This is a genomic window from Streptomyces sp. NPDC001135 (assembly GCF_053598395.1).
The window spans coordinates 19,781-45,482 of record NZ_JBSFKD010000053.1 but is presented as its reverse complement, the minus strand read 5'-3'; the positions used below and the strand labels follow the sequence as shown (position 1 = coordinate 45,482).

Genomic DNA, 25,702 nt, shown 5'->3' with positions numbered 1-25,702 from the left:
TGCGTGCCTGGCGGCCGCTCGGAGACCAGTCCATGAACGCAGGGATGCCGGGGTGAGGAAGGCTGCGATGCCGAGCCGTCTCGTTTGCGGTCCGGCCCGGTCCCACCCGGGCGGCCGTGACCCGTCAGGGGGCGCCCCCGGCCCGCAGCAGGAGCACCGCCACGTCGTCGGCCCTTTCCCGCGCCGCCGCGCTCTGCCGGACGACCTCGTCCGCCAGCCGCTCCAGCGGCTGGTCGCCGATCTCCGACAGCAGCCCGCCCAGGCCGCACAGCGCGTCCTCGATGTCGATGCCGGGCGCCTCCACCAGACCGTCGGTGTACAGCACGAGCACCGAGCCGGGAACGAGGGACACCTCGGTCGTCGGGTACACCGCCGCCGCGTCGATCCCGAGCAGCGGGCCGCCGGCCAGATCCAGCACCCGCACCCGCCCGTCCGGCCGTCTCAGCAGCGGCGGCGGATGCCCCGCCCGGGCCATGACCGCCCGCCCGCGCGCCGGGTCCAGCCGCAGATACAGACAGCTGGCGAACAGTTCGGTGCCGAGGTCGATCAGCAGCCGGTTGGTGCTGCTCATCACCTCGTGCGGCGCCTGCCCGACCGTGGTGTACGCCCGGACCCCGGTGCGGATCTGCCCCATCAGGCCCGCCGCGGTCACGTTGTGCCCCTGGACGTCCCCGATCACCGCCGCCGCCAGCGGCAACGTCGGCACCAGGTCGTAGAAGTCGCCGCCGATGTCCATGCCATGGGTGGCCGGCACATAGCGGGCGGCCGCCTCGATGCCGGGCGGCGGTGTCAGTGAGTGCGGCAGCAGGGCCTGCTGGAGCCCGTGCGCGAGCCGGTGCTTGGCGTCGTAGAGCAGGGCCCGCTCCAGCGCCTGCGCGATCAGCCCGCCCAGCGACGTCAGTACGGCCCGCTCGTCGGCCGGGAAGACGTGCGGCTCGGCGTAGGCCAGCACACACGTGCCCACCGGCCGCCCGGACGCGATCAGAGGCAGATACGCCCAAGCCGCGAAGCCGTCCGGGGGATCGTGCCGGCGCGGATACAGCCGCTCCAGCTCCTCCCGGGAGTCGAAGAACGCGGGCACCCCGCTGGTCAGCACCTGGGTGCCCGGGGTCCGCTCGGTCAGCGGCAGCCCGTGGAACCGCTCCACGGCGTGCGGGGCGCCGTATCCGCGTTGCCCGAGCACGTGCAGCCGGCCGCCCTGGGTGCCGAGGATCACCAGCGCCTGGCTGCCGACCGCGGGCGCCACCTCGTCCCAGACCAGCTGCACCACGTCCTGCACCCCGACCGCCTCGGTCAGCGCGCCCGCGAGGCCCAGCACCTGGGAGATCGTCACCAGCCGGGCCGGGGACGCGCCCGCCTGCGGCGCTTCGCGCGCCATCTCCGCCACCGCCCGCGCCCGGCTGATCCGCACGGTCAGCCCGGTCGTGCTCGGATACATCCGGAACGACAGCCACTCGCCCGGCGGACGCAGCGCCACGAACGACGTCACCTGCTGGCTGAGCAGCGCCCCCCGGTAGCGGTCCTCGTACATCGGGTCGTTCAGCCAGGGCACCGACACCCACGGCAGGGTGCCCAGCAGCTCCCCGCCCGGTCTGCCGAGCAGCTCGGCGGCGGCCGTGTTGACGAACCCGATCCGGCCGTGCAGATCCAGCGACACCAGTCCGTACGGCAGCCGGGACACCATCCGAGCCGCCTCCACCGAGCCCAGCGTGCCGCCCACGCCCGCCACCGGCTCCGCCACCACATCGGACTCGTGCCCGAGCGGCCGGTTCTCCCGCGCGGCCCGCTCCAGCCGCAGCGCCAGCCGGTCGCAGGCCGCCCACAGGTGGTCCCGCTCCCGGTCGGACAGCTCCGGCGCGTGCGCACCCGGCCACGTCACGAACACCGCGCCGTACAGCCGGCGCTCCGTCGCCACCGGCAACGCGGCCAGCGCGAACGGGTACGCCAGCACCACCGCGATCCGCGGATAGCGGCGGGCCATCTCCTCCTCGCCGCCCACCCACACCAGCCGCCGTTCGCGTGCCGCGTCGGCGACGGGGATCGGCGCGCTCAGCCCGACCCGTTGCCAGGGCGCCGCGAAAGCGCGGGGCATGCCCGCCATCACCGCCATCTCCAGGACCGGCTCGTCGGACCTGAGCAGGTACACCGCGCCGGAGTGCGCGCGCACCGCCCGCATCATCGAGACCAGCGCGAGCGACAGCACCGGCTGGGCGGCCGGTATACCGTCGGCCGCGGGTGCCGGTGCCGGGCCCGGCGCGTCGGACACGCCGACCACCTCCTCGTACGGCCGCGCCGCGCATCCTGGGGACAAGATTCCCCCGCGGGGGCGCCTCCCGCACGGCGAGCGCCCCGGCCGCGAGCTGTGGGCCCGCAGCGGTGGACGCCTCCGGATACCCCCTCCGCCCGCCTCCATGCCCCCGTGGTGGAAGCGCGGACGGCGTACGGGCGCCTCGCGTGCGCCCCCGCGCACCCCGATGGCCGGATCTCCGCGCCCGTGAACGGTAACGGCACCCAAGAATGGGCACGCGCTGTCCGGTGTCGTGGCCACGGCAGGGGCGGCGCCGAGAACGGGTACGGGTACGGGACGAACAGCCGAGGGGGCGGGCAGTGATCCGGGTGCTTCTGGTGCACGACGTGAGTCTGGTGCGATCGGTCCTGGCGGAGTGGCTGCGCCGGGAACCGGGGCTGGACGTGGACGACACGCCGTGGCAGGGTGCCGCCGCCCGGGTCCGGTCCTTATGCCCGGACGTGTGCGCCGCGGACCTCGACTGTGCGGACGGCCAGGGGCTGCCCCCGCTCGGCGACCTGTGCCCGCCCGGCCCCGGCGGCAGGCCTCCGGCGCTCGTGGTGCTGGCCCAGGCGAACCGGCCGGGACTGCTGAAACGGGCCGCCGAGGCGGGGGCGCTCGGCTTCGTCGACAAGGCGGGTTCCCCGGACCGGCTGGTGGGTGCCATCCGTTCCGTCGCCAAGAGGGAACGTTTCGTCGATGCCTCGCTGGGCTTCGGCTTCCTCAAGGCGGCCCAGATGCCGCTGACCAGACGCGAGCTGAGTGTGCTCTCCCTCGCGGCTGCGGGCGCCTCCATCGCGGAGATCGCCGGCAGCCTGCACCTGTCCCTCGGCACGGTCCGCAACTACATGGCGTCGATCACCCGCAAGACCGGCGCACGCAACCGGATCGACGCGATTCGCATATCGCAGGGTGAGGGATGGGTGTGAGGCGGAAGGGTGAGCAGGAGGGTGCTGTGACTAGCCGGGCAGCGGCGCCGGGTGCGTCGTCCAGCCGCCGGCCAGGTCCCGGTACAGGTCCGAGACCCGCAGGAGTTCGTCGTGGGTGCCGCAGGCGGTGCGCGCGCCGTCCATGACGAGGATCCGTTCCGCGCGGCGGGCCGAACTGATCCGGTGCGCGACGACGATCAGCGTGCCGCCCGGACGCGCCGCGAAGGCCCGTTCGGCGCGCGCTTCCGCCTCCGGGTCGAGATGGCAGGTCGCCTCGTCCAGCAGGGCCAGCGGGGCGGGGGAGAGGAAGGCGCGGGTCAGCGCGATCAGCTGCCGCTCGCCCGCGGACAGCTCCGTCGGGGTGACCGTGGCACCGGGTCCGCCCAGTGTTCTCAGCAGCGGGGTGAGCCCCACCGCGTCGGCGGCTGCCAGAAGTTCGGCCTCCGGCACGGGATCCTCGCGCAAGAGGGTGAGGTTTTCGGCCAGGGTGCCGGTGTGGACGTAGGCCTCCTGGGGGATGAGCACGGTTGCCCGCGGGGCGGGGACGGGGTGGTCGTACACCCGGATGGTGCCGTGCTGCGGGGTGAGCAGGCCGGCGATGAGGGCGGTGAGCGTCGACTTGCCGATTCCGCTCGGGCCCACGACCGCCAGGTGGGCACCTTCCGGGAGGGTGAGGTCGAGGTTGTCCAGGACGGGATCGCCGTTGGAGCCGTAGGCGAAGGTGAGGGAGGTGAGGGAGAGGGCGCGCGCCCTGGCGGAGCCGCTGACACGCACGGCCCCGCGACCCTCGGGGGGTCGCGCCGCCCGGGGGCGGGGGGCCCGGGTGAGTCTGCGCAGGACGACCGTCAGGCGGGAGCCGCTGGTGCCCAGTCCGTGGACGAGGGTGTGCAGGGCGGGGAGCAGGGACTGGGTGACGTAGGCGAGCGCGCCGACCAGGGCTCCCGGGGTGACGCCGTGGCCGAGCAGCCAGGGCGCGGTGACCAGCAGCAGGACCGCCGGCAGTTCGCCGCCGACCGCCAGGGCGGCCACGCGGGCCACACTCCAGCGGGCCAGGGAGCGGGCGGCCCGCAGTTCCGCGTCGGTGCGTTCCCCGACGGTGCCGGCGACCCGCTCCTCGGCACCGGCCGCGGTGACGTCCCGCAGCGCCGGAAGCAGCCCGCCCAGTTCCTGGGCCAGTGCCTCGTCGGCGGCGAGGAACGCCTCCTGGCGGCGGGCCAGCGGTCCGAGCGTCGCGGCGAACAGGGCCACCCCGGCGAGCAGCGGCGGCAGGACGACCGCGAGGAGCAGCGGGGCCAGCGAGAACAGGCCGATCAGGGCACCGGCGGCGGTGAACAGGAAGGAACGGGTCACCATCACCACACCGGCGAGCGTGTCGCGGGCGATCTCCACCTGCTGGGTGAGCCCGGACAGCGCACCCGGGTCCGCCTCCCGCACCCCGCGCGCGACCACCGCCGTCACCAGCCGGTCCCGGGCCGGCTCCACCAGCTCGGCGACCACTCCGTACACCCGTCCGGTCCCGTACGCCCCGGCACACACCGCGAGTCCCGCGGCGCCCAGCCACAGCAGCCCGGTCCGGGCGTTCCCGGCGAGGAACCCGCTGTCCAGGGCCCGCGCGAGGGCGTAGCCGACGAGGAAGGTCTGTGCCGCCTCCAGTACGGACCACGCGCCGAGCCGGACCAGTACCCGCCACCGCTCCCGCGCGAACCGGCGCGCTCGCATGAGGACCGGCTCCGGGTGCCCGGGGGTCCGGCCCGGGGCCACGGCGCCGGACCGGCCGGCCGGCCGGGACCGGCGTCCCCCGCCCGCCCCGCCCGCCGCCTCCCGCTCCCCGCCCGGCATGCTCGCCAACGTCCGCTCCCGGTGTGATGTGTGTGTCGGGTTCCGGTCCTGGTCCGGTGTGTCGGCCGGTGCGTGCTCCCGGCCCGGCGCGCCGGGTGACGTCCGGTTCCGGCGTATCCGTCTCCCGGTCCCGGCCCGGCCTGCTCGTCAACTCCGGCTCCTGGAGCGGCACTCGCCGTTCCGGACCGCTCTGCTCCTGGGGCCGTCCGGTCTGCGTCGTCGCAGACCGGTGTGACGGGCGGGCCTCCGTCTTCTGATGCGCGTGCGGGCCTTCGCCGGTCCGGTCCGGTCCGTCCGTCCCGCGTGCCCGCCCGCCATCAGGACCCCTCCGTCCGGGCCTCGCGCTCCGCCCGGATCTCCCGTCGCATCCGTGTACCGGTGGCCCGTGCCGCCCCCGCCGCGCCCTTCGCCTGCCGGTCGCCGTCCCCGTCGCCGCTGAACACAGCCCGGTACTCCGCCTCCCGCCACAGCTCACGGTGGGTTCCGACCGCCCTGACGCGGCCGGCGTCGAGCCAGGCGACCCGGTCCGCGCGGGCCGCGGTCGTCGCGCGGTGGGCGATCAGCAGGCGGGTGCGGGACGGATCCGGGGCCAGCAGGGTCCGGCTGATGTGGTGTTCCGTGACCGTGTCCAGGCTGGACAGGGCGTCGTCGAGGATCAGCAGCCGTCCGCCGTGGGCGAAGGCACGGGCCAGCCCGAGGCGTTGGGACTCACCGCCGGAGCGGGGCGCGTCGGCGGTGCGCGTGGCGTAGCCGTCGGGCAGGCGCCGTACGAAGTCGTCGGCGTGGGCGCGCCGGGCGGCGGCGCGGACGGCGGCGGGTGTCGCGGGCGTGAGCCCGAAGGCGATGGTGTCCTCGATGGTCGTACCCGGCAGGGCGGGGCGCTCGAAGGCGTAGGCGACGGCGCCGCGCAGCTCGGCGTGGGCCAGGTCGCGCAGCGGGACGCCGTCGAGGAGGACCTCGCCCGCGTCGGGGTCGGTGAGCCGGCCGGCGATCCGGGCGAGCAGGGACTTGCCGGCGCCGGAACGGCCGACGACCGCCAGGGTGGTGCCGCCCGGGACGGTCAGGTCGATGCCGTCCAGGAGGGTTCGTCCGCCCCGGAGCGCGGTGACCGCCCGCAGCTCCAGCCGGCCGTTGCCCGGCGGCAGACGGAGTGTGCCGTGTCCGGGCGCGGGCTCGGCGCGCACCTCGGCGAGCCGGCCGGTCGCCGCGCGGGCCCGCGCCAGTGCGGCGAGTTGCCCGACCAGCGCGCCGACGCCCGTGACGAGCACCGCGTACCGGGTGGCGGCCAGCACCTCGCCCACCGACAGGCGGTGCCGGGCCAGCAGCAGTCCCGCCACGGCCAGCACGCCCAGGTTCAGCAGCGGTGCCACGGTGACCGCCCGAGCGGCGGCCCGCCCCTGCACCCGCCACATGCGGTGCCCGGCACGCGACAGTTCGGGCAGTGGCGCCAGGATCCGGGCGGTCTCGCGGTCCTCGAGGCCCGCGGCCCGGATCGTACGGGAACCGCCGACCGCCTCCGCCAGCGCGCCGGCGATCCGGCCCTGCACCCGCTGGTAGTCGGCCACGCACGCCGAGGTGTCCCGGGTGAAGGCGCGCAGCAGCAGGGCCAGGACCGGTGCCCCGGCGAGGAACACCGCCGCCAGCCAGGGGTCGATGAGGGCGAGCGCCACCACGCCCCCGACGGGCCCGGCGAGTGCGGCGAGCAGGGCGGCCAGCGCACCCGGCGCCGTCCCGGCCTGCGCCGCGTTGCCGACCAGCCGCGCCACCAGGTCCCCGGCGCCGAACCTGGCCTCCGCACGCGGGCCCAGCGCCAGGACGTGCCCGGTGAGATGCCGGCGCAGCCATGCGGTGGCCTGCGCGTCGGCGGTGCCGGTGAGCACGCCCGCGCAGCCGTCCAGCAGGGCGAGCAGCACAACGAGCCCGGCGCAGCCGGCGAGCCAGGGGGCGGCCGGGGCACGGGCCAGCAGCAGGTCAAGGGTGTGCCCCAGCACGGCGGGCAGCAGCAGGCCGGCCGCCGTGGCCGCCGCGCTCACCGCGCACAGCGCGGCGCAGCGGGCGCCGCCCTGCCGCAGTACCGCGCGCGACAGGGCACGTCCGGCCGCTGAAGCCGCGGTCCCGGGGCTGGAGTTCATCGGCTGTGGCCTCGTTCGGGTCGGGCGGGAACGGGAGGGCTCCGAACGGCCCCGCCCACCAGGGACGGTGCCGTCCGGAGCCGTGGACTCACCGGCCCGGTCAGAGACAGAGCAGAACGCTCGCCGCCGAGACACAGGAGAGCAGGCTCGCGGTGCTCGCGCCGCCGTGGGTGAGTTCCTCGGACTCGAGGGTCTGCAGGTCGAGCAGTGCCATGGTGGTGTCCTTTCCTGGTTGGGGACGGGGGTGGTGCGTCACGACTCCGTCGGTGCGGAGCCGCGTGTGCGGGCCGCCGGTGGCGGCGGAAGGAAGGGCAGGTGCGCGGTGCGGGCGTCGTCGCGTGCCGCGGCGAGCGCGAGCAGGCATCCTGCCGTGCCGGTGGTGAGGTCCATGGAGAGCCGCATCATCTGGTGGCCCGGGAAGGCCAGTTGGCCCTGGTAGTCCATCGCGAACCAGCCGAGACCGGCGATCTGCTGCTCCAGCCGTTCCCGGGTGGCGCCCGGCGCGGTGCTGCGGGCCAGGTGCAGGACCATTCCCGCGCGGCCCTGGAAGAGGCCCGGCTGGGCGTAGAAACGGGAGGTGGCGGCGGTCAGGATGCCGGTCCGGGCGCGCTCGAACTCCGCGCTGTCCGCGTGCGCCAGGTAGTCGTCGAGGACCAGCCCGATCCCCGCGCTGCCGTCGCCGAGGTAGGGCAGGGTCCGCCAGCCCTCGTCCACCTCCAGGCCGCCGCCCGCCTCCTGGGTCACACAGCAGTCCAGGTCACGGCGGAGCGCCTCGGCCGCCGCGGTCAGGAAGCGGTCCTCGCCGGTCCGCTCGTACCAGCGCAGCAGGAACAGCGCGGGCCCGGTGGCGCCGCGCGACAGCCCGGCGCGCCGGCGCGGGGTGTCCGGGAGCGGTTCGGCGAGTCGCCGTACGAGGAGGTCGGCGGCCTCGGCGGCGTGTTGCCGCAGGGCGGACTCACCGGTCGTGTCCGCGAGCCGGCCGAGGACCAGGCCCAGCCCGGCGAGTCCGCCGTACAGGTCGGAGGCGAGGTTGCGCCAGTTCTCCCGCAGGACGCCGTCGATCAGGTCCAACGCGCGTTGCCGGTGGCCGAGTTGATCGTGGACCAGGGCGACGCCGGCCAGGCCGTCGTACAGCCCGAGCGGGGTGCCGGGCGGCGGCGGGGCGGTGTGGGCCAACAGCCAGCGCTCGCCCTCGTCGTAGCGGCCGGCCCCGGACGCGTCAAGGGCGTGGAGCACCCCTGCCGCGCCGTGCGCGAGGCCGAGGCCGCCGCCGTCCGAGAACTGGGCGATGTCACCGGGGAAGAGCCGGTCGTCGCGTTCCGGGGTGGCGGAGGCGAGGATCGCCTTCACCATCGAGTCCCGGCTGTAGGGCCAGTCGCCGGGCACCACCGGCGGGGCCGGCCGGCTGCGGCGCCCGCCCGCCGGGTCCCGGGTGATCTCCGCGACCGCCTCGTCCAGGAAGGCGCGCGGCACGTCCGGGAACTGCTCGGCGATCACCTCGGCGAGATGCGCGGCCTTGCCCCGGTCCACCACGAACAGCGTGGTCACCGGCAGGAACAGGGCGAGCCGCAGACAGGCCAGGGCATAGCGGTCGACGTCGGTGCCCCGGCGGTCCGGCGGGGCGAAGAAGCCCGGGTGGGCGACGGTCTGCCGGCCGTTCTCCGCGGCGGGAGCGGCCGCCTCGAAGTCGATGAGGTGCACCGTCTCCTCGTCCGGCGCGACCATGATGTTGAAGACGTGGAGGTCGTTGAAGACCAGCCCGCGCGCGTGCACCGCCTCCACCGCCCGTTCCACCGCCCGGTGGATCCGCAGCGCCCACGCCGTGTACGCGGCGACCTTCGCCGGGTCGGGGTCGGGCGTGAGCAGCGGATGCCGTTCGGCGAAGAAGGAGTTGAGCGGACGGCCTGCCAGATGGTCCATCACCAGGAACCGGTGCTCGCCCAGCGTGAACCAGTCCCGCACCTCGGGCACGACACCCGTCCCGGCGACCCTCTCCAGTGCCGCCTTCTCCCGCTCCAGCCGGGCCACCGCGTCCGCGCCGTCGGCGGCCAGGCCCGCGTGCGGCCGGGCCTCCTTCAGCACGACCCGGCGCCCGTCCCGGGTGTCGGTGCCCGCGTACACCCCGCCGCCGTTGGAGAAGTGCAGCGCCTTCTCGATGCGGTACGGCAGCTCGCCGACCGTGGTGGTGTTGCGCGCCTCCAGGTGCGGCCGCAGGAACTCCGGCAGTGTCACCCACTCGGGCACCTGGAAGGACGGCGCCCGCCGGTCCGGTACCAGCCGGCCCGTGCCGTCGGTCACCGCCGGGACCAGCGAGCCGCGCTGGTCGACGACGTACCGGCGGGCGAAGGCGCCGTAGCGGACGTAGAGCGGGCCGTCGTGCCAGCGCAGGTCGGTGAGGATGTACGGCCCCTCGCAGCCCTCCAGCAGCGCGCCCAGTTCCCGCAGCACCTCCCGCAGCTGCTCCTCGTCCGCCGGGTAGACGGTGACGAACTTGCCGCTGGTGTCGCGGCCCGCGTACTTGGCGTTGCGCAGGTGCAGCAGATGAGGGCCGGGCACGAACTTGAACGGGATGCGGCGCGGCACGCAGTAGTCCCACACGATGCCCGCGATCCGTTCCGCGTTCGCGGCGGTCGCCGAGGAGTGGACCTTCCAGCCCTGCGCCGGTGACGGAAGCGGCGCGCCGTCCGCGTCGAGCGGGGTCAGCGTCAGCCAGTCGCCCGAGCGTGCCGCGTGCCAGCCCTCCGGGACCGTGCGGCGCGCCGTCGCGAACAGCGCCGCCGGCGCCCCGTCCGCCCCCGGAAGCCGGTCGGGCGTGTCGTAGAAGTGCCCGTCGGCGAGCGCGTACACCTCGTACCGCTTGTCCATGCGCCTCCCGCCCCTCGTCGTGTGACCGGAAAAGACACTCCCAGGCGCTGGCCGGTCGCGGACAGTCACGTCTGTCACGAGGACACCGTGCGGAACTCATGCGTCAACATGCGTTCGGCGGGTTTCGAACGAAACGGGCGCGCCGGAGCAGCCCGAACGTCCACAGGGGCTGCGCCGAAGGCCCGTACGCGCTGTAATGGCGAACGTGGTGAGTGAGGGCGCTGCGATCAGCGGGACGCGAACGGCGCCGGAGCGTGCCGAAGCCGCCCTGGAGACGCTCACCACGGCCTCCGACACGCCCGACCGGCTCCACCGGGTCCTGGAACAGGCGCTGGTGTTCGCCGGGGCGTCCTTCGCCGGGGTGTACATACCCGGCGACGACCCGTCCGAGCTGTTCCTCGCCGAGTCCGCGGGCCTGCCCCGCACCCTGTACGGACTCCGCGACGCCTACCCGTCCGCCGGCGGTTCCCCGGTCGCCGAGGCCCACCGCACCGGACGCCCGCTGTGGCTCGGCCCCGAGCAGCTGGCCGACTGCCCCGAGGCACGGCGCACCCCGTCCCCGGACTTCTCCCTGACCGCCCTGCCGCTCGGTCCGGCGGGCGGCGGCTGTCTGCTGGCCGTCACCGAGCGCCCCGGAGGCTTCGGCACCGACGACCGCGCCTGCCTTCAGCTGATCGCCCGCGCTGTCGCCGTACCCGTCCCGGCCGCCCCCGCCGGCGACCGCGGCGAGCTGTCGCCGGACGCCTTCAGCCTGGCCGTGGACAGCGGCCGGGTCGAGGTCGGCGACGAGATCCTGCGCCTGTTCGGGCTCGCCCGGGACGCCTTCGACGGCCGGGTCGAGACCCTGCTCGGGCGCACCGTTCCGGAGGATCTGCCCGCGCTGATGTCCGTGGTCGAGGCGGACCACATGTCCATCGGCGAGCGCGAGCTGGAGTTCCGCATCCTCCAGCCCTCCGGCGCGCCGAGGTGGCTGCGGCTGCGCGGCCGGCTGCTGCCCGCCGGCGAGGGCCGCTCCGCCCGGCTCGTCGGCACCGTCGCCGACGCCTCCACCCTGCGCTCCGACGTCACCGACGTGGCCCGGGTACAGCGTCTGGCCGCGGCCCTCGCCACCGCCGGCACGGTCAAGGACGTCGGCCAAGCCGTCGTCGCCGCCCTGCGCGGACCGCTGCAGGCCGACCGGATCGCGCTCGCCGAACTGGAGAACGAGCGGCTCGTCGTCACCGTCCTCGACCCGCCCCAGGCCGAGGCCTGGCCCGAGGTGTGGCGCAGCGAGTGGCGCACCGAGTGGCCCGACGCGCCGGTGCGCGCCATGCCCACCCTGGCCGCCGCGCTGCGCGAGGGCCGCGCCCGGATCTGGCCGGCCGGAACCGCGCTGGAACCCGCCCTCGCCGAGGTCGGCCCCGGGGGCCTCGCGGTGCTGCCGCTGCCCGCCGGCGGCCGCATGGCCGGCGCCTGCCTGATCGGCTGGGACCGCCCGCGCGACTTCGGCCCCGACGAACGCGCCCTGCTGACCGCCTGCGCCGGTCTCACCGGCCAGGCCCTGCTGCGCGCCCACGCCTTCGACGCCGAGCACGAACTCGTCGGCATGCTCCAGCGCACCCTGCTGCCGCGCCGCCTGCCCCGGCTGCCCGGCGCGGTCGCCGTCGCCCGCTACCTGCCCACCACCGCCGGGCTCGAGGTCGGCGGCGACTGGTACGACGTGATCCCGCTCGCCGACAACCACGTGGCCCTCGTCATCGGCGACGTCCAGGGGCACAACGCGGGCGCCGCCACCCTGATGGGCCAGATGCGGACCGCGCTGCGGGCCTACGCCGCCGAGGGACACACCCCGGACGTGGTCGTGGCCCACGCCAACCGGCTCCTCCTGGACATGGAGACCGACCTGTTCGCCACCTGTGCCTACGTCGACGTCGACATGGAGCAGGGCACCGCCTGGTGCGTGCGCGCCGGCCACCTCCATCCCGTGCTGCGCCACCCGGACGGCACCGCCGAGATCGTCCCCACCGAGGGCGGCCCGCCGCTCGGTGTGCTCGACCGGGCCGAGTTCCCGATGACCCCGCTGCGGCTGCAGCCCGGTACGGTGATCGCGCTGACCACCGACGGGCTGGTGGAGTCGGCGGACGAGGACATCGACGTCGGCATGGACCGGCTCGCCCGCGAGCTGTCCGCCGCCGACCCGGCCCACCTCGGCCTGGTCGCCGACGCGCTGCTCACCGGCGCGCACCGCGGCGACGACGTCGCCCTGCTGCTGATGCGCTACGACGGCATGGCCGTGCGTCCGCTGCGGGAGAGCTGGACGGTGTGGCGGGTGCCGGAGGCGGTCCGGCACGCCCGCCGCTTCACGCGGCGCACGCTGCGTGCCTGGGGTGTCACGCAGGACACCCTCGACACGGCCCTGCTGGTGGTCTCCGAACTCGTCACCAACGCCCTCGTGCACACCGGCGGGCAGGTCCGCCTCGACCTCAGCCTGGTCAACCACCGGCTGCGGCTCGCCGTCGCCGACTCCTCCCCGCGCAGCCCCGTCAAACCCGCCAGCATCGGCTGGGAGGCCACCGGCGGCCGGGGCATCATCCTGGTCGAGGCGGTCTCGGCGGCCTGGGGCACCCTCCCGGTCAGCGGCGGCAAACAGGTCTGGGCCGACCTGGTGCCGGACGGTTGACCGCCACCGGCCGTGCGTGTGTGCGCCGTCGGGGACCGTCCCGTCCGGGGCCGTCGTGGGCGGCCTGGTGCCCGGTGGTCCCGTGGGGGGCGTGTGCGTTCCGGGGCGGCCGATCGCGCTGCGCTCGGGTTCGTGCCGGGGGACCGGTCCGGCTGCGGTCGGCTGTAGGGGCGTTCCGGCGCCGCCGCGGTCGACCTGGGGGCTGCGCTGACGCCGCCGCGGTTCGGCTCCTGACCGGCGGCCGGTCTGCGCTGCCCGTCCCGTGTCCGCCCGGGCGAGCCGTCGGAGCCGGACCGCGCCCGCGGGCCCGGCGCCTGACCGCCTCGGCCGGGTCCGGTCCCGTAGATGTGCAACCGCCGCAGCGTGACCGCCACACGGGTGCGTTTGGGCAGGTTGGAGAGGCGTTGGAGAGGCGTATCCCGGACGTGGTGCCTAGGGTCGATTGGTGTGGCACACACCTTCGAGGAACTCGTGCAGAAGCAGCGCGCGGCCGACGCGGCCCACGCCACGGTCGAGGAGCTGCGGGACGCCTACGGCCCGCCGGCCGAGCGGCGGATGACCGGCGCCCAGTCGGGCACCTACGAGACCGCGCTGCGCGCGTGGCGGGACCTGGCCCGGGACGCGCAGACCGCGGTGAGCGAGTACGCGAAGGAGACGGGCCGGCCACGCCCCGAGGTCGAGGCCGAGGTGACCCGGGCGGCGGCGGAGCCGGAGACCGCATGAGCCGTGCAGGGCGCCGCGCCGAGCGCCTCGTGGACGCCGCGGACGCCCGGCTCCCCGTCCTGGAGGGCGGCCCGCTGCTGCGCAAGGCGTTCCCGGACCACTGGTCCTTCCTGCTCGGCGAACTCGCGCTGTACAGCCTGCTGGTGCTGATCCTGACCGGGGTCTGGCTGACCCTCTTCTTCCAGCCGGAGATGCGCGAGGTCGTCTACACGGGCCCCTATGTGCCGTTGCGCGGGGTGCGGATGTCGGCCGCCTTCGACTCCACCCTGAACATCAGTTTCGACGTGCGCGGCGGACTGCTGATGCGGCAGACCCATCACTGGGCCGCGCTGGTCTTCGTCGCCGCGATCGGCGCGCACCTGCTGCGGATCTTCTTCACCGGCGCCTTCCGCCGGCCCCGCGAGCTGAACTGGACGATCGGCGTGACCCTGTTCGCCGTCTCGCTCGCCGAAGGCTTCGCCGGCTACTCGCTCCCCGACGACCTGCTCTCCGGCACCGGACTGCGCATCGCCCAGGGCATCATGCTGTCGATCCCGGTCGTCGGCACTTACGTCGCCTTCTTCGCCTTCGGCGGCCAGTACCCGGGCCACGACATGATCACCCGCCTGTATCCGCTGCACATCCTGCTGCTCCCGGGCCTCCTCCTCGCCCTGGTCGCCGTGCACCTGATCCTGGTGGTGCATCTCAAGCACACCCAGTGGCGCGGTCCGGGACGCACCCAGCGCAACGCCGTCGGCAAGCCGTTCTTCCCGCAGTTCACCGGCTCCTCCGGCGGCCTGGCCGTCATCGTCGCCGGCGTGCTGGTGCTGCTGGCGGGCATCGCCCAGGTCAACCCGGTCTGGAACTACGGCCCCTACCGCCCCGACCAGGTCTCCACCGCCTCCCAGCCCGACTGGTACGTCGGCTTCCTGGAGGGCGCGCTGCGGCTGGTTCCGCCGTGGGAGACGAACGTCGCCGGCCACACCCTCATGTGGAACGTCCTGCTTCCGGCGGTCGTCCTGCCGGGTCTGCTGTTCGCCGTGCTGTACGCCTATCCGTTCGTGGAACAGCGGCTGACCGGGGAGCGCTGGGCCGAGCGGCACCTGTGCGACCGGCCCCGCGAGCGGCCCGTCCGCACCGGGCTCGGCGTGGCGGGCACCGTGTTCTACGGCGTGCTGCTGCTGGCCGGCGGCAACGACGTCATCGCCCAGACCTTCCGTATCTCCGTCAACGCCATCACCTGGGTGCTGCGCATCGCCCTGGTCGTGGCACCGGTCCTCGCCTTCCTGGTGACCCGGTGGCTGTGCCGGGCCCTGGCGGCGGCCGAGAACGAGCGGCTGGCCGAGGGCGTGCCCACGGGCGAGATCCGGCAGAGCGTCACCGGTGGTTACGAGACCGATCACGAGCCCGTGGAGACGTTCAGGCCGGGAGCCCCGCGCAGACCGCTCACCGGTGCGCGTACTGGAACACCATCCCGAACACCCCGCGCACCAGAACGCCCAGGCCGATGAGGAACAGCCACAGCCCGAAGACCACGCCGGCCGCCGTCAGTGCGAAACCGAGCGCGGTGACGATCGGCCACGGGCTCTCGTCGGGGAAGAACGCCACCGGCCCGGCCGCGTCCGCCACTTCCGCCTCGGTGCGGTCCTGCGCCCGCGTGCCGCGCCGCCGGTACTGGATCAGGCAGAAGAACGCCACCAGTCCGGCCATCCCGCACGCGACGACCAGCGCGACCGTGCCCGCTTCCTCTCCTGACCACACCCCGTAGAGCGCGGCGGACCCGCCGAAGAACAGCGCGACCCCGCCGAACAGCATCGCCTCCGCCTTCATCGCGCCTCCTCCTCCCCGGCCGGGCTCCCGACCTCGGGATGGTGCAGGTCGAAGGCGGGCGACTCCGAGCGCACCCGGGGCAGCGCCACGAAGTTGTGCCGGGGCGGCGGACACGACGTCGCCCACTCCAGGCCCCGCCCCCACCCCCACGGGTCGTCCACGGTGACCTTCTCGCCCTTGGCGGCGGTGCGCCACACGTTGTACAGGAACGGCAGCGTGGACACGCCCAGCAGGAACGCGCCCGCCGACGACAGGGTGTTGAGCAGGGTGAAGCCGTCCGTCGGCAGATAGTCCGCGTACCGTCGGGGCATGCCGGCCTCGCCGAGCCAGTGCTGCACCAGGAACGTCAGCTGGAACGCCGGGAACAGCAGCCAGAAGTGCAGTTTGCCGAGCCGCTCACCGAGCATCTTCCCGGTGAACTTCGGCCACCAGAAGTAGAACCCGGCGAACATCGCGAACACCACCGTGCCGAACAGGACATAGTGCAGGTGCGCCACGATGAAGTAGCTGTCGGTCAGATGGAAGTCCAGCGGCGGCGAGGCGATCAGCACCCCGCTCAGCCCGCCGAGGAGGAACGACACCAGGAAACCCATCGACCACAGCATCGGCGTCTCGAACGACACCGAGCCGTGCCACATCGTGCCGATCCACGCGAAGAACTTGATGCCCGTGGGCACCGCGATCAGGAACGACATGATCGAGAAGAACGGCAGCAGGACCGCGCCGGTGGCGAACATGTGGTGCGCCCACACCACCGCCGACAGCATGGTGATCGTGATCGTCGCCCCGATCATCGGCAGATAGCCGAACAGCGGCTTGCGCGAGAACACCGGAATGATCTCCGAGACGATCCCGAAGAACGGCAGCGCCACGATGTAGACCTCGGGATGCCCGAAGAACCAGAACAGGTGCTGCCACAGCAGCGCCCCGCCGTTCGCCGCGTCGAAGACGTGCGCCCCGAACTTCCGGTCCGCCTCCAGCGTCAGCAGCGCCGCCGTGAGCACCGGGAAGGCGGGCAGGATCAGGATCGAGGTGAACAGCACGTTCCAGGTGAACATCGGCATCCGGAACATCGTCATGCCCGGCGCGCGCAGCGACAGGATCGTGGCGATGAAGTTCACCGCGGTGAGCGTCGTCGACACACCCGAGACCACCAGCCCCATCGCCCACAGGTCGCCGCCCGCGCCGGGGGAGAAGTAGGCGCTGTTCAGCGGCGCGTAGGCGAACCAGCCGAACGCCGCCGCCCCACCGGGCACCAGGAAGCCGGAGACCACCATCAGTCCGCCGAACAGGTACATCCAGTACGACAGCGCGTTCAGCCGCGGGAAGGCCAGGTCGGGCGCGCCGATCTGCAGCGGCATCACCGCGTTGGCGAACCCGGCGAACATCGGGGTCGCGAACAGCAGCATCATGATGGTGCCGTGGACCGTGAAGAACTGGTCGTAGCCCTGCTCACTGAGGAACTGCAGACCCGGCCGGGCGAGTTCCGCGCGCATCCCGAGCGCGAGCAGCCCCGCGAACAGGAAGAAGCAGAACGCCGTGACCATGTAGAGCCGGCCGATCACCTTGTGGTCGGCGGTGAAGGCCCAGCGCAGCAGAGCCCGGCCCGGACGCGGGGCGGGACCCGTGTAGCGGGCGGCGGTCTCGTGGGTGTCCGGCAATCCGGGTAGTTCCGTCATCGCGGGTGACGCTACTCCGCGTGACCTGCGCCCTCCGGCGCGCCACGCCTCGCATCGGGGGTCGTATCCGCCGCTCGGCCGGGTACCCGCAGCCCCATGAACGTCGCCATGTACGTAGCAGCAGCGGGTGCCCAGGTCTTCGGATACGTCCTCATCCTGCTGGCCGGGGTCGCCTGCGTCGCCGGACTGATCTGGGCCTTCCGGCTCGGCTTCAAGGTGCGCGAGCGCGAACCGGCCCCGCCGCGACCCGACGAGCACCCCACGGTGCCACCGACCGGCCCGGTCCACGAGACCCATGAGATGCGCGAACCCGAGGAGGTGCCCCGGGCCGCGGACGACAGCGATCGGCTGACCCCCTACCAGATCGGCAACGTCCGCTCCAGGCGCGCCGACGACCAGCGTCGCCCGCGCTGGTCGCCCGGTTCCAGCGGGTCCTTCGGCGGCGGAGGCGGCGGGCGGACCTGAGGGGGTACAAGGGGGGCCGGGTGCGCGGGAGTCGCGGAGTTTGCGGGCCCGGCGCCCCGGGGACCCGGGGAGGCACACATCGCACGCAGGCCCCGGCAAGGCACAGTTCGCACACGCGCTCGCCGGCCCCGGCCGGCGCAGGAACGCAGAAGGAAGATGGACGACGTGACCGCGCATCCCAGCGAGAAACCCGCCCTGCCCTATGCCGAGACCGGCTGGGCGAAGGCCCGCCGCCGGCGAGGCCGGGGGCTGCGGACCTGCCTCCCCGCGATCCTGGAGCGCGGAACCGTGCAGCGGCGGGGCACCGCCTGCGAGGACACCATCGTGCGCGGCGAGGACTGAGGCGAGCGCAAGCACCTGGTTCCGGCGGCTCGGCCACCGGTCGCGTCCGACGAGAGGTCCTGCCCCGGCCTCCCGCCCTTCCCGAGGCTGTCCACGCCGTGAAACGGCTTCGGGAGCGGCGCGTCGGAGGCGTTCACGGCTCGGGGCGCGTGGCCGTGCCGGCCCGGCCCTTTGCGCGGGGGCGGATACCCCCGGCAAGGGGCCGTGCCGGTCGGTCAGTTGTGGGTCTTGGCGAGCAGCTCCAGGACCTCCGCGGTCGTACCGCTCTCGCCGAGCCGCGGGAAGATCCGCTCGACGCTGTTCGCGTGCGCCTCGGGGACGGCGTCGGCCATCGCGTCGGTGGCGAGGGTGACGTGGTAGCCGTGGGCGTAGGCGTCGCGGGCGGTGGACTCCACGCCGATGCTGGTGGCGATGCCGGTCAGCACGATCTGGGTGATGCCGCGGCGACGCAGCTGCACGTCCAGGTCGGTGCCGTGGAAGGCGCTCCAGTTGTGCTTGGTGACGTGGATGTCGCCGTCATGGCCGGACAGCTCGTCGACGACGACGTCCCAGCCCTCCGGGAAGGCGAGCCCGCGCGGCTGGTGCTCGGTACGGCCGGGGACCACGTCGGCCCAGTCGGGCGCGAAGGAGACCCGCACCAGGACCACGGGCAGCCCCCGCGAGCGGAAGGCGTCGGCGAGCTCGGCCGTGCGGGAGACGACGTCCGCCGCCGCGTGCGGCTCGACGGGCATGCCCACGATGCCGTGCTGCAGGTCGATGGCCACGAGGGCGGTACGGGGGTCGAGCGTGGTGAGCGACATGAGTCGGTCAGACCTTTCGAGAAGTGGTCGTCGTGCGGTGGAGAGCCGGCCGAGCGAGCGGTCCGGCAGGGTCGTCGCCGGCCGCGGGTCTGAGCCGGCGAGCAATGCACAGGGCCAGGCCGTGCGGCCCGGCCGTGTCGGCGTGGGCGGCAGCCCGCGGTGGCGACGGCCGCCGCCCCCGCGGCGCTGTCCCGCCCGGTGGGTTCGGCCTCGCCGCGGGTCAGCCCGGGCCGCCGGGTGCGCCGCCGGCGTTCCCGGGCCCAGCAGGACCCGCACCGCGATCAGCGCCTCCGGCGAGGGCGCGAGGGCATCCGGCAGACCGGCGAGACCGGCCGGGGCGGTTCCGGCGCGGCAGGGGCGCCGCGAGCCGTACGGGGCCACCAGGCGGCCGGTGACGGGCTGCCCGACGGCCGCCGGACGGAGTGCCGAGACCAGCCGGTCGGTCTCGCCGGTCGGGGCTGTGAAAGGCGACCCCGATCGGCGCCGGGGCCCCGGCGGTCACCGAGGAGCCGGCGGTCACCGAGGAGCCGGCCGGTATCGGCGGGGGTCCGTCGGCGGCCGGATCCCGGCGGGGGAGGCGCGGGTGGCCGTCCCCCCGGGTCCGGAGACCACCGGTGTCACGGCTGCGACAGCCGTTCCATCAGCTCCAGTGCCCTGCGGACGGTCTGCCGTTCCTCCTCCGTGTAGCGCTCCTGGAAGGCGCGGGCCAGCCACTCCTCGCGGACCTGCCGGTTGCCCTCGATGCGGGCCCGCCCCGCGTCGGTCAGGGTGACCAGCTGGCGGCGGCCGTCGTCCGGGTCGGGGGCGCGGCGAATCAGACCGTGCTGCTCCAGGGCCGCCAGTGTGGTCGCCATCGACTGCGGGCGTACACCCTCGGCGGCGGCGAGCGCGCTGGCCGTGGCGGCCCCGTGCTTGCCGACGAGGGTGAGCGCCGACTCCTGGGAAGGGCTGAGGTCGGTGTCCTGGGCGACCTCGCGGATGCGGCGCCGTAGCCGGCTGAACACCACACGCAGATCGCGCGCGGTGCGGACGGCGGAGTCGGAGATGTCGGCCATGCCGACCACCTTAGGACCGGCAGCGAGAACTGTCCAGCCCAGGCTGTTCAGTTTTACCTGAGGAATTGCCGGGTACTCGCCCGTCCTCGGACAGGGCAGCACGTCGGTGAACTCAAGGGAGCGCAGATGACCCCTGCGGACATGTCCGGCCTGGAGGCGGCGCTGCGCGCCGAGGTGGACGGTGAGGTCCGCTTCGACGCCGGCAGCCGCGGCGCCTACGCCACGGACGGTTCGAACTACCGGCAGGTCCCGCTGGGCGTCGTCGTGCCCCGCACGGTGGAGGACGGCGCCCGGGCGCTGGCGGTGTGCGCGCGCTTCGACGCCCCCGTCCTCTCCCGGGGCGGCGGCACCAGCCTGGCCGGGCAGTCGACCAACACCGCCGTGGTGATCGACTGGAGCAAGTACTGCACCCGGCTGATCTCCCTCGATCCCGAGCGGCGCACCTGTGTGGTGGAACCCGGGATCGTGCTCGACGAACTCAACCGGCAACTCGCCGGGCACAGGCTGCAGTTCGGGCCGAAACCCTCCACCCACAGCCACTGCGCGCTCGGCGGCATGATCGGCAACAACTCCTGCGGCGCCTCCGCACAGGCCTACGGCAAGACCGTCGACAACGTCCGGCGCCTGGAGATCCTCACCTACGACGGGCAGCGGGCCTGGGTCGGCCCCACCCCGCCCGACGAACGCGACCGGATCGTCAGCGGCGGCGGGCGGCTCGCCGAGATCTACGCCGGCCTCGACCGCATCGCCACCGAGTACCTCGCCGACATCCGCCGCGGCTACCCGAAGATCCCGCGCCGCGTCTCCGGCTACAACCTCGACTCCCTGCTGCCCGAGAACGGCTTCGACGTGGCCAAGGCGCTCGTCGGCAGCGAGGGCACCCTGGTCACCGTCCTGCGCGCCGAACTCGACCTCGTGCGCGTGCCGCCGTACCAGGCGCTGCTCGTCCTCGGCTACGACGACATCTGCGCCGCCGCCGACGACGTACCCCGGCTGCTGGAGCACTGCTCGCCCAGCCAGCTGGAGGCCCTGGACGGCCGCATGGCCCAGCTGATGCGCGAGGAGGGCGCCTACCTCGACTCCCTCAACGTCCTTCCCGAGGGTGACAGCTGGCTGATGGTGCAGTACAGCGGCGACAGCCAGGAGGACGTCGACGAGCAGGCCCACGCCCTGCTCCGCGCCGTCGGCCGCGACGAGAAGGAGAGCACCGTCGCCTTCTCCGACGACCCCGAACGTGAACAGAAGATGCTCAGGGCCCGCGAGGCCGGACTCGGCGTCACCGCGCGCCCGCCGGACGACCGCGAGACCTGGGAGGGCTGGGAGGACTCCGCCGTACCGCCCGACCGCCTCGGCGACTATCTGCGCGACCTGAAAGGGCTGTTCGGGGAGTTCGACTACGACCACCCCTCCCTGTACGGCCACTTCGGACAGGGCTGCGTGCACACCCGTATCCCGTTCGGGCTGCGCACCGCCGACGGTGTGGCCCGCTTCCGGCGCTTCGTGGAGCGCGCCGCCGACCTCGTCGCCTCCTACGGCGGCTCCCTGTCCGGCGAGCACGGCGACGGCCAGTCCCGCGGCGAACTGCTCACCCGGATGTTCGGCGAGCGGCTGGTGACCGCCTTCGGCGAGCTGAAGGGGCTCTTCGACCCCGGGAACCGGATGAACCCCGGCAAGGTCGTCCACCCCAACCCCGTCGACGGCCAGCTGCGGCTCGGCCCCTCCTGGCGGCCGGCCACCCCCTCGACCCACTTCGACTTCCCCGAGGACGAGCACTCCTTCAACCGCGCGGTGATGCGCTGCGTCGGCATCGGCAACTGCCGCAGCCACTCCGGCGGCGTCATGTGCCCCTCCTACCGGGCCACCATGGAGGAGGAGCACTCCACCCGCGGCCGGGCCCGGCTGCTGTTCGAGATGCTCGACGGACACGCCGACTCCGCCATCAAGGACGGCTGGCGCTCCACCGCCGTACGCGACGCGCTCGACCTGTGCCTGGCCTGCAAGGGCTGCAAGTCCGACTGCCCGACCGGCGTCGACATGGCCACCCTCAAGGCGGAGTTCATGACCCACCACTACGAGGGCCGCATCCGGCCCATGGCCCACTACTCCATGGGCTACCTGCCGGTGTGGGCCCGGCTCTCCCGGATCGCCCCCTCCGTGGTCAACTCCGTGCTCCACGCGCCCGGTCTGGCCCGCCTCGGCAAGCGGCTCGCCGGCATCGACGAGGCCCGCCCGGCCCCCGTGTTCGCCGAGGAGTCCTTCGTCCAGTGGTGGCGGTCCCGCGAGAAGGAGGAGCCGGACCCGGCCGACCCACGGACCGTGGTGCTGTGGCCGGACACCTTCAGCACCTACTTCCACCCCTCCATCGCGAAGTCGGCCGTACGGGTCCTTCAGGACGCGGGCTTCCGGGTCGCCGTCCCCACCGAGCCGGTGTGCTGCGGCCTGACCTGGATCTCCACCGGCCAACTCCCCGTCGCCAAGAAGGTGCTGACCCGCACCCTCGGCGTGCTGCGCCCCTACCTGGAGGCGGGCACCCCCGTCATCGGCCTCGAACCCTCCTGCACGGCCGTCTTCCGCGCCGACGCCCCCGAGCTGATGCCCGCCGACCAGGACGTGCAGCGACTGGCCGGACAGGTCCGCACCTTCGCCGAACAGCTCGTCCACCACGCCCCCGACGACTGGCGGCCCCCGCAGCTCGCCCGGCAGGCGACCGTGCAGACCCACTGCCACCAGCACGCCATCATGAAGTTCGACGCCGACCGCGAACTGATGCGCCGCGCCCACCTGGACGCCGAGGTCCTCGACGAGGGCTGCTGCGGCCTCGCCGGCAACTTCGGCTTCGAGCGCGGCCACCACGAGGTCTCCATGGCCGTCGCCGAACAGGGCGTCCTGCCCGCCGTCCGCGCGGCGGCTCCCGACAGCCTGGTCCTCGCCGACGGCTTCAGCTGCCGCACCCAGATCGAGGACGGCGGCACCGGCCGCCGCGCCCTGCACCTCGCCGAGGTCCTCGCGCTCGGCCTGGACGGCAACCTGCCCAGCGACCACCCGGAGCGCCTGGCCGACCGCCCGCCCGAGCCCTCGCGCACCGCCCGCTGGGCGACGACCGCCGCCGCGGCGGCCGTTCCCGCGGGCGCCGCGCTGGGGCTGCGGCTGCTCCGGCGCCGTGGCTGAGGAGGCGTCATGAGCGACCAGCCGACCGTCGACGCGGTCGAGACCGCCGTCTACACCGTCCCGACCGACACCCCCGAGGCGGACGGCACCCTCGCCTGGGACAGGACGACCCTCGTCCTGGCCACCGTCCGCTCCGGCACCACCACCGGCCTCGGCTACACCTACGCCCCGGCCGCCACCGCCCACGTCGTCCGCGACCTCCTCGCCGGCACCGTCACCGGCCTGACCGCGCTCGACGTGCCCCGCGCCAACGAGCGGATGTGCCGGGCCGTGCGCAACGCCGGGCTGCCCGGCGTGGCCGCCCAGGCGATCGCCGCCGTCGACATCGCCCTGTGGGACCTCAAGGCCCGCCTGCTCGGCCTGCCCCTGGTCGGCCTGCTCGGCGCCGCCCACGACGACGTGCCCGTCTACGGCAGCGGCGGCTTCACCACCTACGACGCCGAACGCCAGGACCGCCAACTGCGCGGCTGGGCCGAGGACGAGGGCATCCCCCGCGTCAAGATCAAGATCGGCGAGTCGTGGGGCAGCCGCGAGTCCCGCGACCTCGAACGGGTCGCCCGCGCCCGGGCGAGCGTCGGCGACGCGGTCGAGCTGTACGTGGACGCCAACGGCGGCTACACCTGCGGCCAGGCCCTGCGCGTCGGCGGCGCGCTCACCGACCACGGCGTGACCTGGTACGAGGAACCGGTCTCGTCCGACCACCTCACCCTGCTCGCCGACCTCCGGGGCCGCCTCCCGATGGACGTCACCGCGGGCGAGTACGGCTACACGCTGCCGTACTTCGAGCACATGCTGGCCGCCCGCGCGGTCGACTGCCTCCAGGCGGACGTCACCCGCTGCGGCGGCATCACCGTGTGGCTGCGCGCCGCCGCCCTCGCCCACGCCCGCGGGATCGACGTCTCCGGCCACTGCGCGCCGCACGCCCACGCGCATGCCGCCGCGGCCGTACCCAACCTGCGCCACCTGGAGTGGTTCCACGACCACGTCCGCATCGAGCGGCTCCTCTTCGACGGCGTCCTCGACCCGGGCGGCGGCAGCGTCACCCCGGGCGCCGGCGGGGCACCCGGACTGGGCCTGACCCTGGTCGAGGAGCGGGCGGAGAAGTACCGAACGGAGTAGCGAGGAGACAGGAACATGCCCCCCACCGTCGTGATCACCGGCGCCAGCGCCGGCATCGGCCGCGCCACCGCCCGCCTGTACGCCCGGCGCGGCGCGAACGTCGTGCTGGTCGCACGCGGCGAGGGCGGCCTGGAGGCGGCGGCCGACGAGGTCGCCGCGCTCGGCGGACGCCCGCTCGTGCAGGCGGCCGACGTGGCCGACGCGGCCCGGGTGGAGGCCGTCGCCGACGCCGCGGAGAAGGAGTTCGGCCCGATCGACGTCTGGATCAACTGCGCCTTCTCGTCCGTGTTCGCGCCGTTCGACGAGATCACCCCCGAGGAGTTCCGGCGGATCACGGACGTGACCTACCTCGGCTTCGTCAACGGCACCCGCTCCGCCCTCAGGCGCATGCTGCCCCGCGACCGCGGCACGATCGTGCAGGTCGGCTCGGCGCTCGGCGAGCGGTCGATCCCGCTGCAGTCGGCGTACTGCGGCGCCAAGCACGCCATCAACGGCTTCACCTCCTCGCTGCGCACCGAACTGCTGCACCGCGGCAGCAACGTCCACGTCACCGTCGCCCAGATGCCCGCGGTCAACACGCCCCAGTTCGCATGGGTGCGCTCCCGGCTGCCCCGGCATCCGATGCCGGTGCCGCCGATCTACCAGCCGGAGGTCGCCGCGCGGGGCGTGGTGTACGCGGCCGACCACCCGCGCCGCAAGCAGTACTACGTCGGCGCCACCACCGTGGCCACCGTCTGGGCCAACCGCCTGGCCCCGGCCCTGCTGGACCGCTACCTCGCCCGCACCGGCTTCGACTCCCAGCAGACCGACCGCATCCCGCCGGCCGGCCTGGACAACCTCTTCGAACCGGCGGACCAGGAACCGTCCGAGGACCAGGGCGCCCACGGTTCCTTCGACGACAGCGCCCACGCCCGCTCCTGGCAGGAAACGCTGGTCCGGCACCCCGCCGCCGCGGCCCTCGGCGCCGGTGCCGCCGTACTCGGCGCGGTCACCGGCCTGCGCCGGCTGACCTCCCGGGCGACCTAGCCTGGTCGGGTGCGCCTCCTGCTGATGTCCGACACCCACCTGCCCAAGCGCGCCAAGCTGCTGCCCGAGCCGCTGCTGGCCGAACTCCCGCACGCCGATGTCGTCTTCCACGCCGGGGACTGGGTGGACACCGCCACCCTCGACCTGCTGGAGAGCCGCAGCCGCCGGCTCATCGGGGTCTACGGCAACAACGACGGCCCCGAGCTGCGCGCCCGGCTTCCCGAGGTGGCGTACGCCGAACTGGACGGGCTGCGCTTCGGTGTCGTGCACGAGACCGGCCCCGCCCAGGGCCGCGAGGCCCGTTGCGCGGCCCGTTTCCCCGACCTGGACGTCCTGGTCTTCGGCCACAGCCACATCCCCTGGGACACCACCGCCCCGACCGGCCTGCGCCTGCTCAACCCCGGCTCCCCCACCGACCGGCGCCGACAGCCCCACTGCACCTACCTCACCGGGACCCTGACCGACGGCGAGCTCACCGAGGTGACCCTGCACCGGCTGCCACAGCGCTAGGCCCTGTCGTCACACTCCCGTCTGCCCCGCGACGCCATGCACGCTCCCCCGCTGCCTCAAGGGCGTGGGAGGTGCCCCCACTCGCCGCACCGGGCGCGGACCCAAGGACATCCAGTACGAGGGTCAGCGCCCGGCACGGCGGAGAGCACGCACCTGACGCCGCAGGGCCGCCCTCCGGGCGACGACGGGAGTGTGACGACAGGGCCCAGGGGTTTCGCAGACGGGGCCACGGCTCCGCCGGTGCTCGCCCATGGAAGCCCGCATGACGCTGTGCAACATGAGCATCGAGGCGGGC

19 protein-coding genes are annotated in these 25,702 nt (G+C 74.2%); 10 read left to right on the top strand and 9 right to left on the bottom strand.

The features are described 5' to 3' along the window. Positions 1–124: 124 nt before the first annotated feature. Positions 125–2,275 carry a SpoIIE family protein phosphatase gene (locus tag ACWC94_RS39830; protein ID WP_450802363.1) on the bottom strand — a complete coding sequence of 717 codons (2,151 nt, stop codon included), beginning with the start codon at positions 2,273–2,275 and terminating at the stop codon, positions 125–127. A 332-nt stretch (positions 2,276–2,607) separates the two neighbouring features. Here ACWC94_RS39830 and ACWC94_RS39825 point away from each other — a divergent pair, with 332 nt between their 5' ends. Beyond that, positions 2,608–3,216: a LuxR C-terminal-related transcriptional regulator gene (locus tag ACWC94_RS39825; RefSeq protein ID WP_450802361.1), complete on the top strand. Its 609-nt coding sequence runs from the start codon at positions 2,608–2,610 to the stop codon at positions 3,214–3,216. A 30-nt stretch (positions 3,217–3,246) separates the two neighbouring features. Here the strand turns inward: ACWC94_RS39825 and ACWC94_RS39820 are convergent, their stop codons facing one another. The 4 genes from ACWC94_RS39820 to lanKC form a co-directional block, all read right to left on the bottom strand. Beyond that, the gene (locus ACWC94_RS39820) at positions 3,247–4,935 is read right to left on the bottom strand and encodes an ATP-binding cassette domain-containing protein (RefSeq protein ID WP_450802359.1); all 1,689 of its coding nucleotides are present in this window, start codon (positions 4,933–4,935) and stop codon (positions 3,247–3,249) included. Positions 4,936–5,372: 437 nt separating this feature from the next. Continuing rightward, positions 5,373–7,187, bottom strand: a complete 1,815-nt coding sequence (locus ACWC94_RS39815) for an ATP-binding cassette domain-containing protein (protein WP_450802357.1) — start codon at positions 7,185–7,187, stop codon at positions 5,373–5,375. A gap of 100 nt (positions 7,188–7,287) precedes the next feature. Next, complete coding sequence (locus ACWC94_RS39810) at positions 7,288–7,401, bottom strand: SapB/AmfS family lanthipeptide (protein WP_450802355.1); 114 nt, start codon at positions 7,399–7,401, stop codon at positions 7,288–7,290. Between the two features lie 38 nt (positions 7,402–7,439). Then, positions 7,440–10,052 (bottom strand): class III lanthionine synthetase LanKC, encoded by a 2,613-nt coding sequence (gene lanKC, locus ACWC94_RS39805; RefSeq protein ID WP_450802353.1) that lies wholly within the window; start codon positions 10,050–10,052, stop codon positions 7,440–7,442. A 196-nt stretch (positions 10,053–10,248) separates the two neighbouring features. On the opposite strand from lanKC, the gene ACWC94_RS39800 reads away from it, so the two are divergent. The 3 genes from ACWC94_RS39800 (at position 10,249) to qcrB (ending at position 14,924) form a co-directional block, all read left to right on the top strand. Next, positions 10,249–12,711: a SpoIIE family protein phosphatase gene (locus tag ACWC94_RS39800; protein ID WP_450802351.1), complete on the top strand. Its 2,463-nt coding sequence runs from the start codon at positions 10,249–10,251 to the stop codon at positions 12,709–12,711. Between the two features lie 447 nt (positions 12,712–13,158). Beyond that, positions 13,159–13,434, top strand: a complete 276-nt coding sequence (locus ACWC94_RS39795) for a hypothetical protein (RefSeq protein WP_450802349.1) — start codon at positions 13,159–13,161, stop codon at positions 13,432–13,434. Beyond that, positions 13,431–14,924: a cytochrome bc1 complex cytochrome b subunit gene (gene qcrB, locus ACWC94_RS39790; protein ID WP_450802347.1), complete on the top strand. Its 1,494-nt coding sequence runs from the start codon at positions 13,431–13,433 to the stop codon at positions 14,922–14,924. The genes ACWC94_RS39795 and qcrB overlap by 4 nt, the downstream gene beginning before the upstream one ends. Here qcrB and ctaF read toward each other — a convergent pair. Both ctaF and ctaD read right to left on the bottom strand, forming a co-directional pair. Further along, positions 14,860–15,243 (bottom strand): aa3-type cytochrome oxidase subunit IV, encoded by a 384-nt coding sequence (gene ctaF, locus ACWC94_RS39785; protein ID WP_450802345.1) that lies wholly within the window; start codon positions 15,241–15,243, stop codon positions 14,860–14,862. The two genes, qcrB and ctaF, sit on opposite strands and share 65 nt — an antisense overlap. Further along, positions 15,240–16,922, bottom strand: a complete 1,683-nt coding sequence (gene ctaD / locus ACWC94_RS39780) for an aa3-type cytochrome oxidase subunit I (protein WP_450802343.1) — start codon at positions 16,920–16,922, stop codon at positions 15,240–15,242. Before ctaD ends, ctaF begins: the two co-directional genes overlap by 4 nt. A 96-nt stretch (positions 16,923–17,018) precedes the next feature. On the opposite strand from ctaD, the gene ACWC94_RS39775 reads away from it, so the two are divergent. Together ACWC94_RS39775 and ACWC94_RS39770 are read left to right on the top strand one after the other, a co-directional pair. Beyond that, a complete protein-coding gene (locus ACWC94_RS39775; RefSeq protein WP_450802341.1) occupies positions 17,019–17,387 on the top strand; it encodes a DUF6479 family protein in 369 nt (122 codons plus the stop codon). Positions 17,388–17,543: 156 nt separating this feature from the next. Further along, a complete protein-coding gene (locus ACWC94_RS39770) occupies positions 17,544–17,729 on the top strand; it encodes a hypothetical protein (RefSeq protein ID WP_450802339.1) in 186 nt (61 codons plus the stop codon). Positions 17,730–17,944: 215 nt separating this feature from the next. On the opposite strand, the gene ACWC94_RS39765 is transcribed toward ACWC94_RS39770, so the two are convergent. Together ACWC94_RS39765 and ACWC94_RS39760 are read right to left on the bottom strand one after the other, a co-directional pair. Next, entirely contained in the window at positions 17,945–18,529 is a 585-nt protein-coding gene (locus tag ACWC94_RS39765; RefSeq protein ID WP_450802337.1) for a hydrolase, read from the bottom strand. 617 nt (positions 18,530–19,146) lie between these two features. Continuing rightward, entirely contained in the window at positions 19,147–19,584 is a 438-nt protein-coding gene (locus ACWC94_RS39760) for a MarR family winged helix-turn-helix transcriptional regulator (RefSeq protein ID WP_450802335.1), read from the bottom strand. Between the two features lie 126 nt (positions 19,585–19,710). Between ACWC94_RS39760 and ACWC94_RS39755 the strand changes: the two genes are divergently transcribed. From ACWC94_RS39755 to ACWC94_RS39740, 4 genes are read left to right on the top strand one after another with little or no spacing between them, the layout of a single operon-like run. Then, a complete protein-coding gene (locus tag ACWC94_RS39755) occupies positions 19,711–22,752 on the top strand; it encodes an FAD-binding and (Fe-S)-binding domain-containing protein (protein WP_450802333.1) in 3,042 nt (1,013 codons plus the stop codon). A 9-nt stretch (positions 22,753–22,761) separates the two neighbouring features. Further along, positions 22,762–23,871 carry an enolase C-terminal domain-like protein gene (locus ACWC94_RS39750; protein ID WP_450802331.1) on the top strand — a complete coding sequence of 370 codons (1,110 nt, stop codon included), beginning with the start codon at positions 22,762–22,764 and terminating at the stop codon, positions 23,869–23,871. Between the two features lie 15 nt (positions 23,872–23,886). Next, positions 23,887–24,897: an SDR family oxidoreductase gene (locus tag ACWC94_RS39745; protein ID WP_450802329.1), complete on the top strand. Its 1,011-nt coding sequence runs from the start codon at positions 23,887–23,889 to the stop codon at positions 24,895–24,897. Between the two features lie 9 nt (positions 24,898–24,906). Further along, positions 24,907–25,407 (top strand): metallophosphoesterase family protein, encoded by a 501-nt coding sequence (locus ACWC94_RS39740; RefSeq protein WP_450802327.1) that lies wholly within the window; start codon positions 24,907–24,909, stop codon positions 25,405–25,407. Positions 25,408–25,702 lie beyond the last annotated feature (295 nt).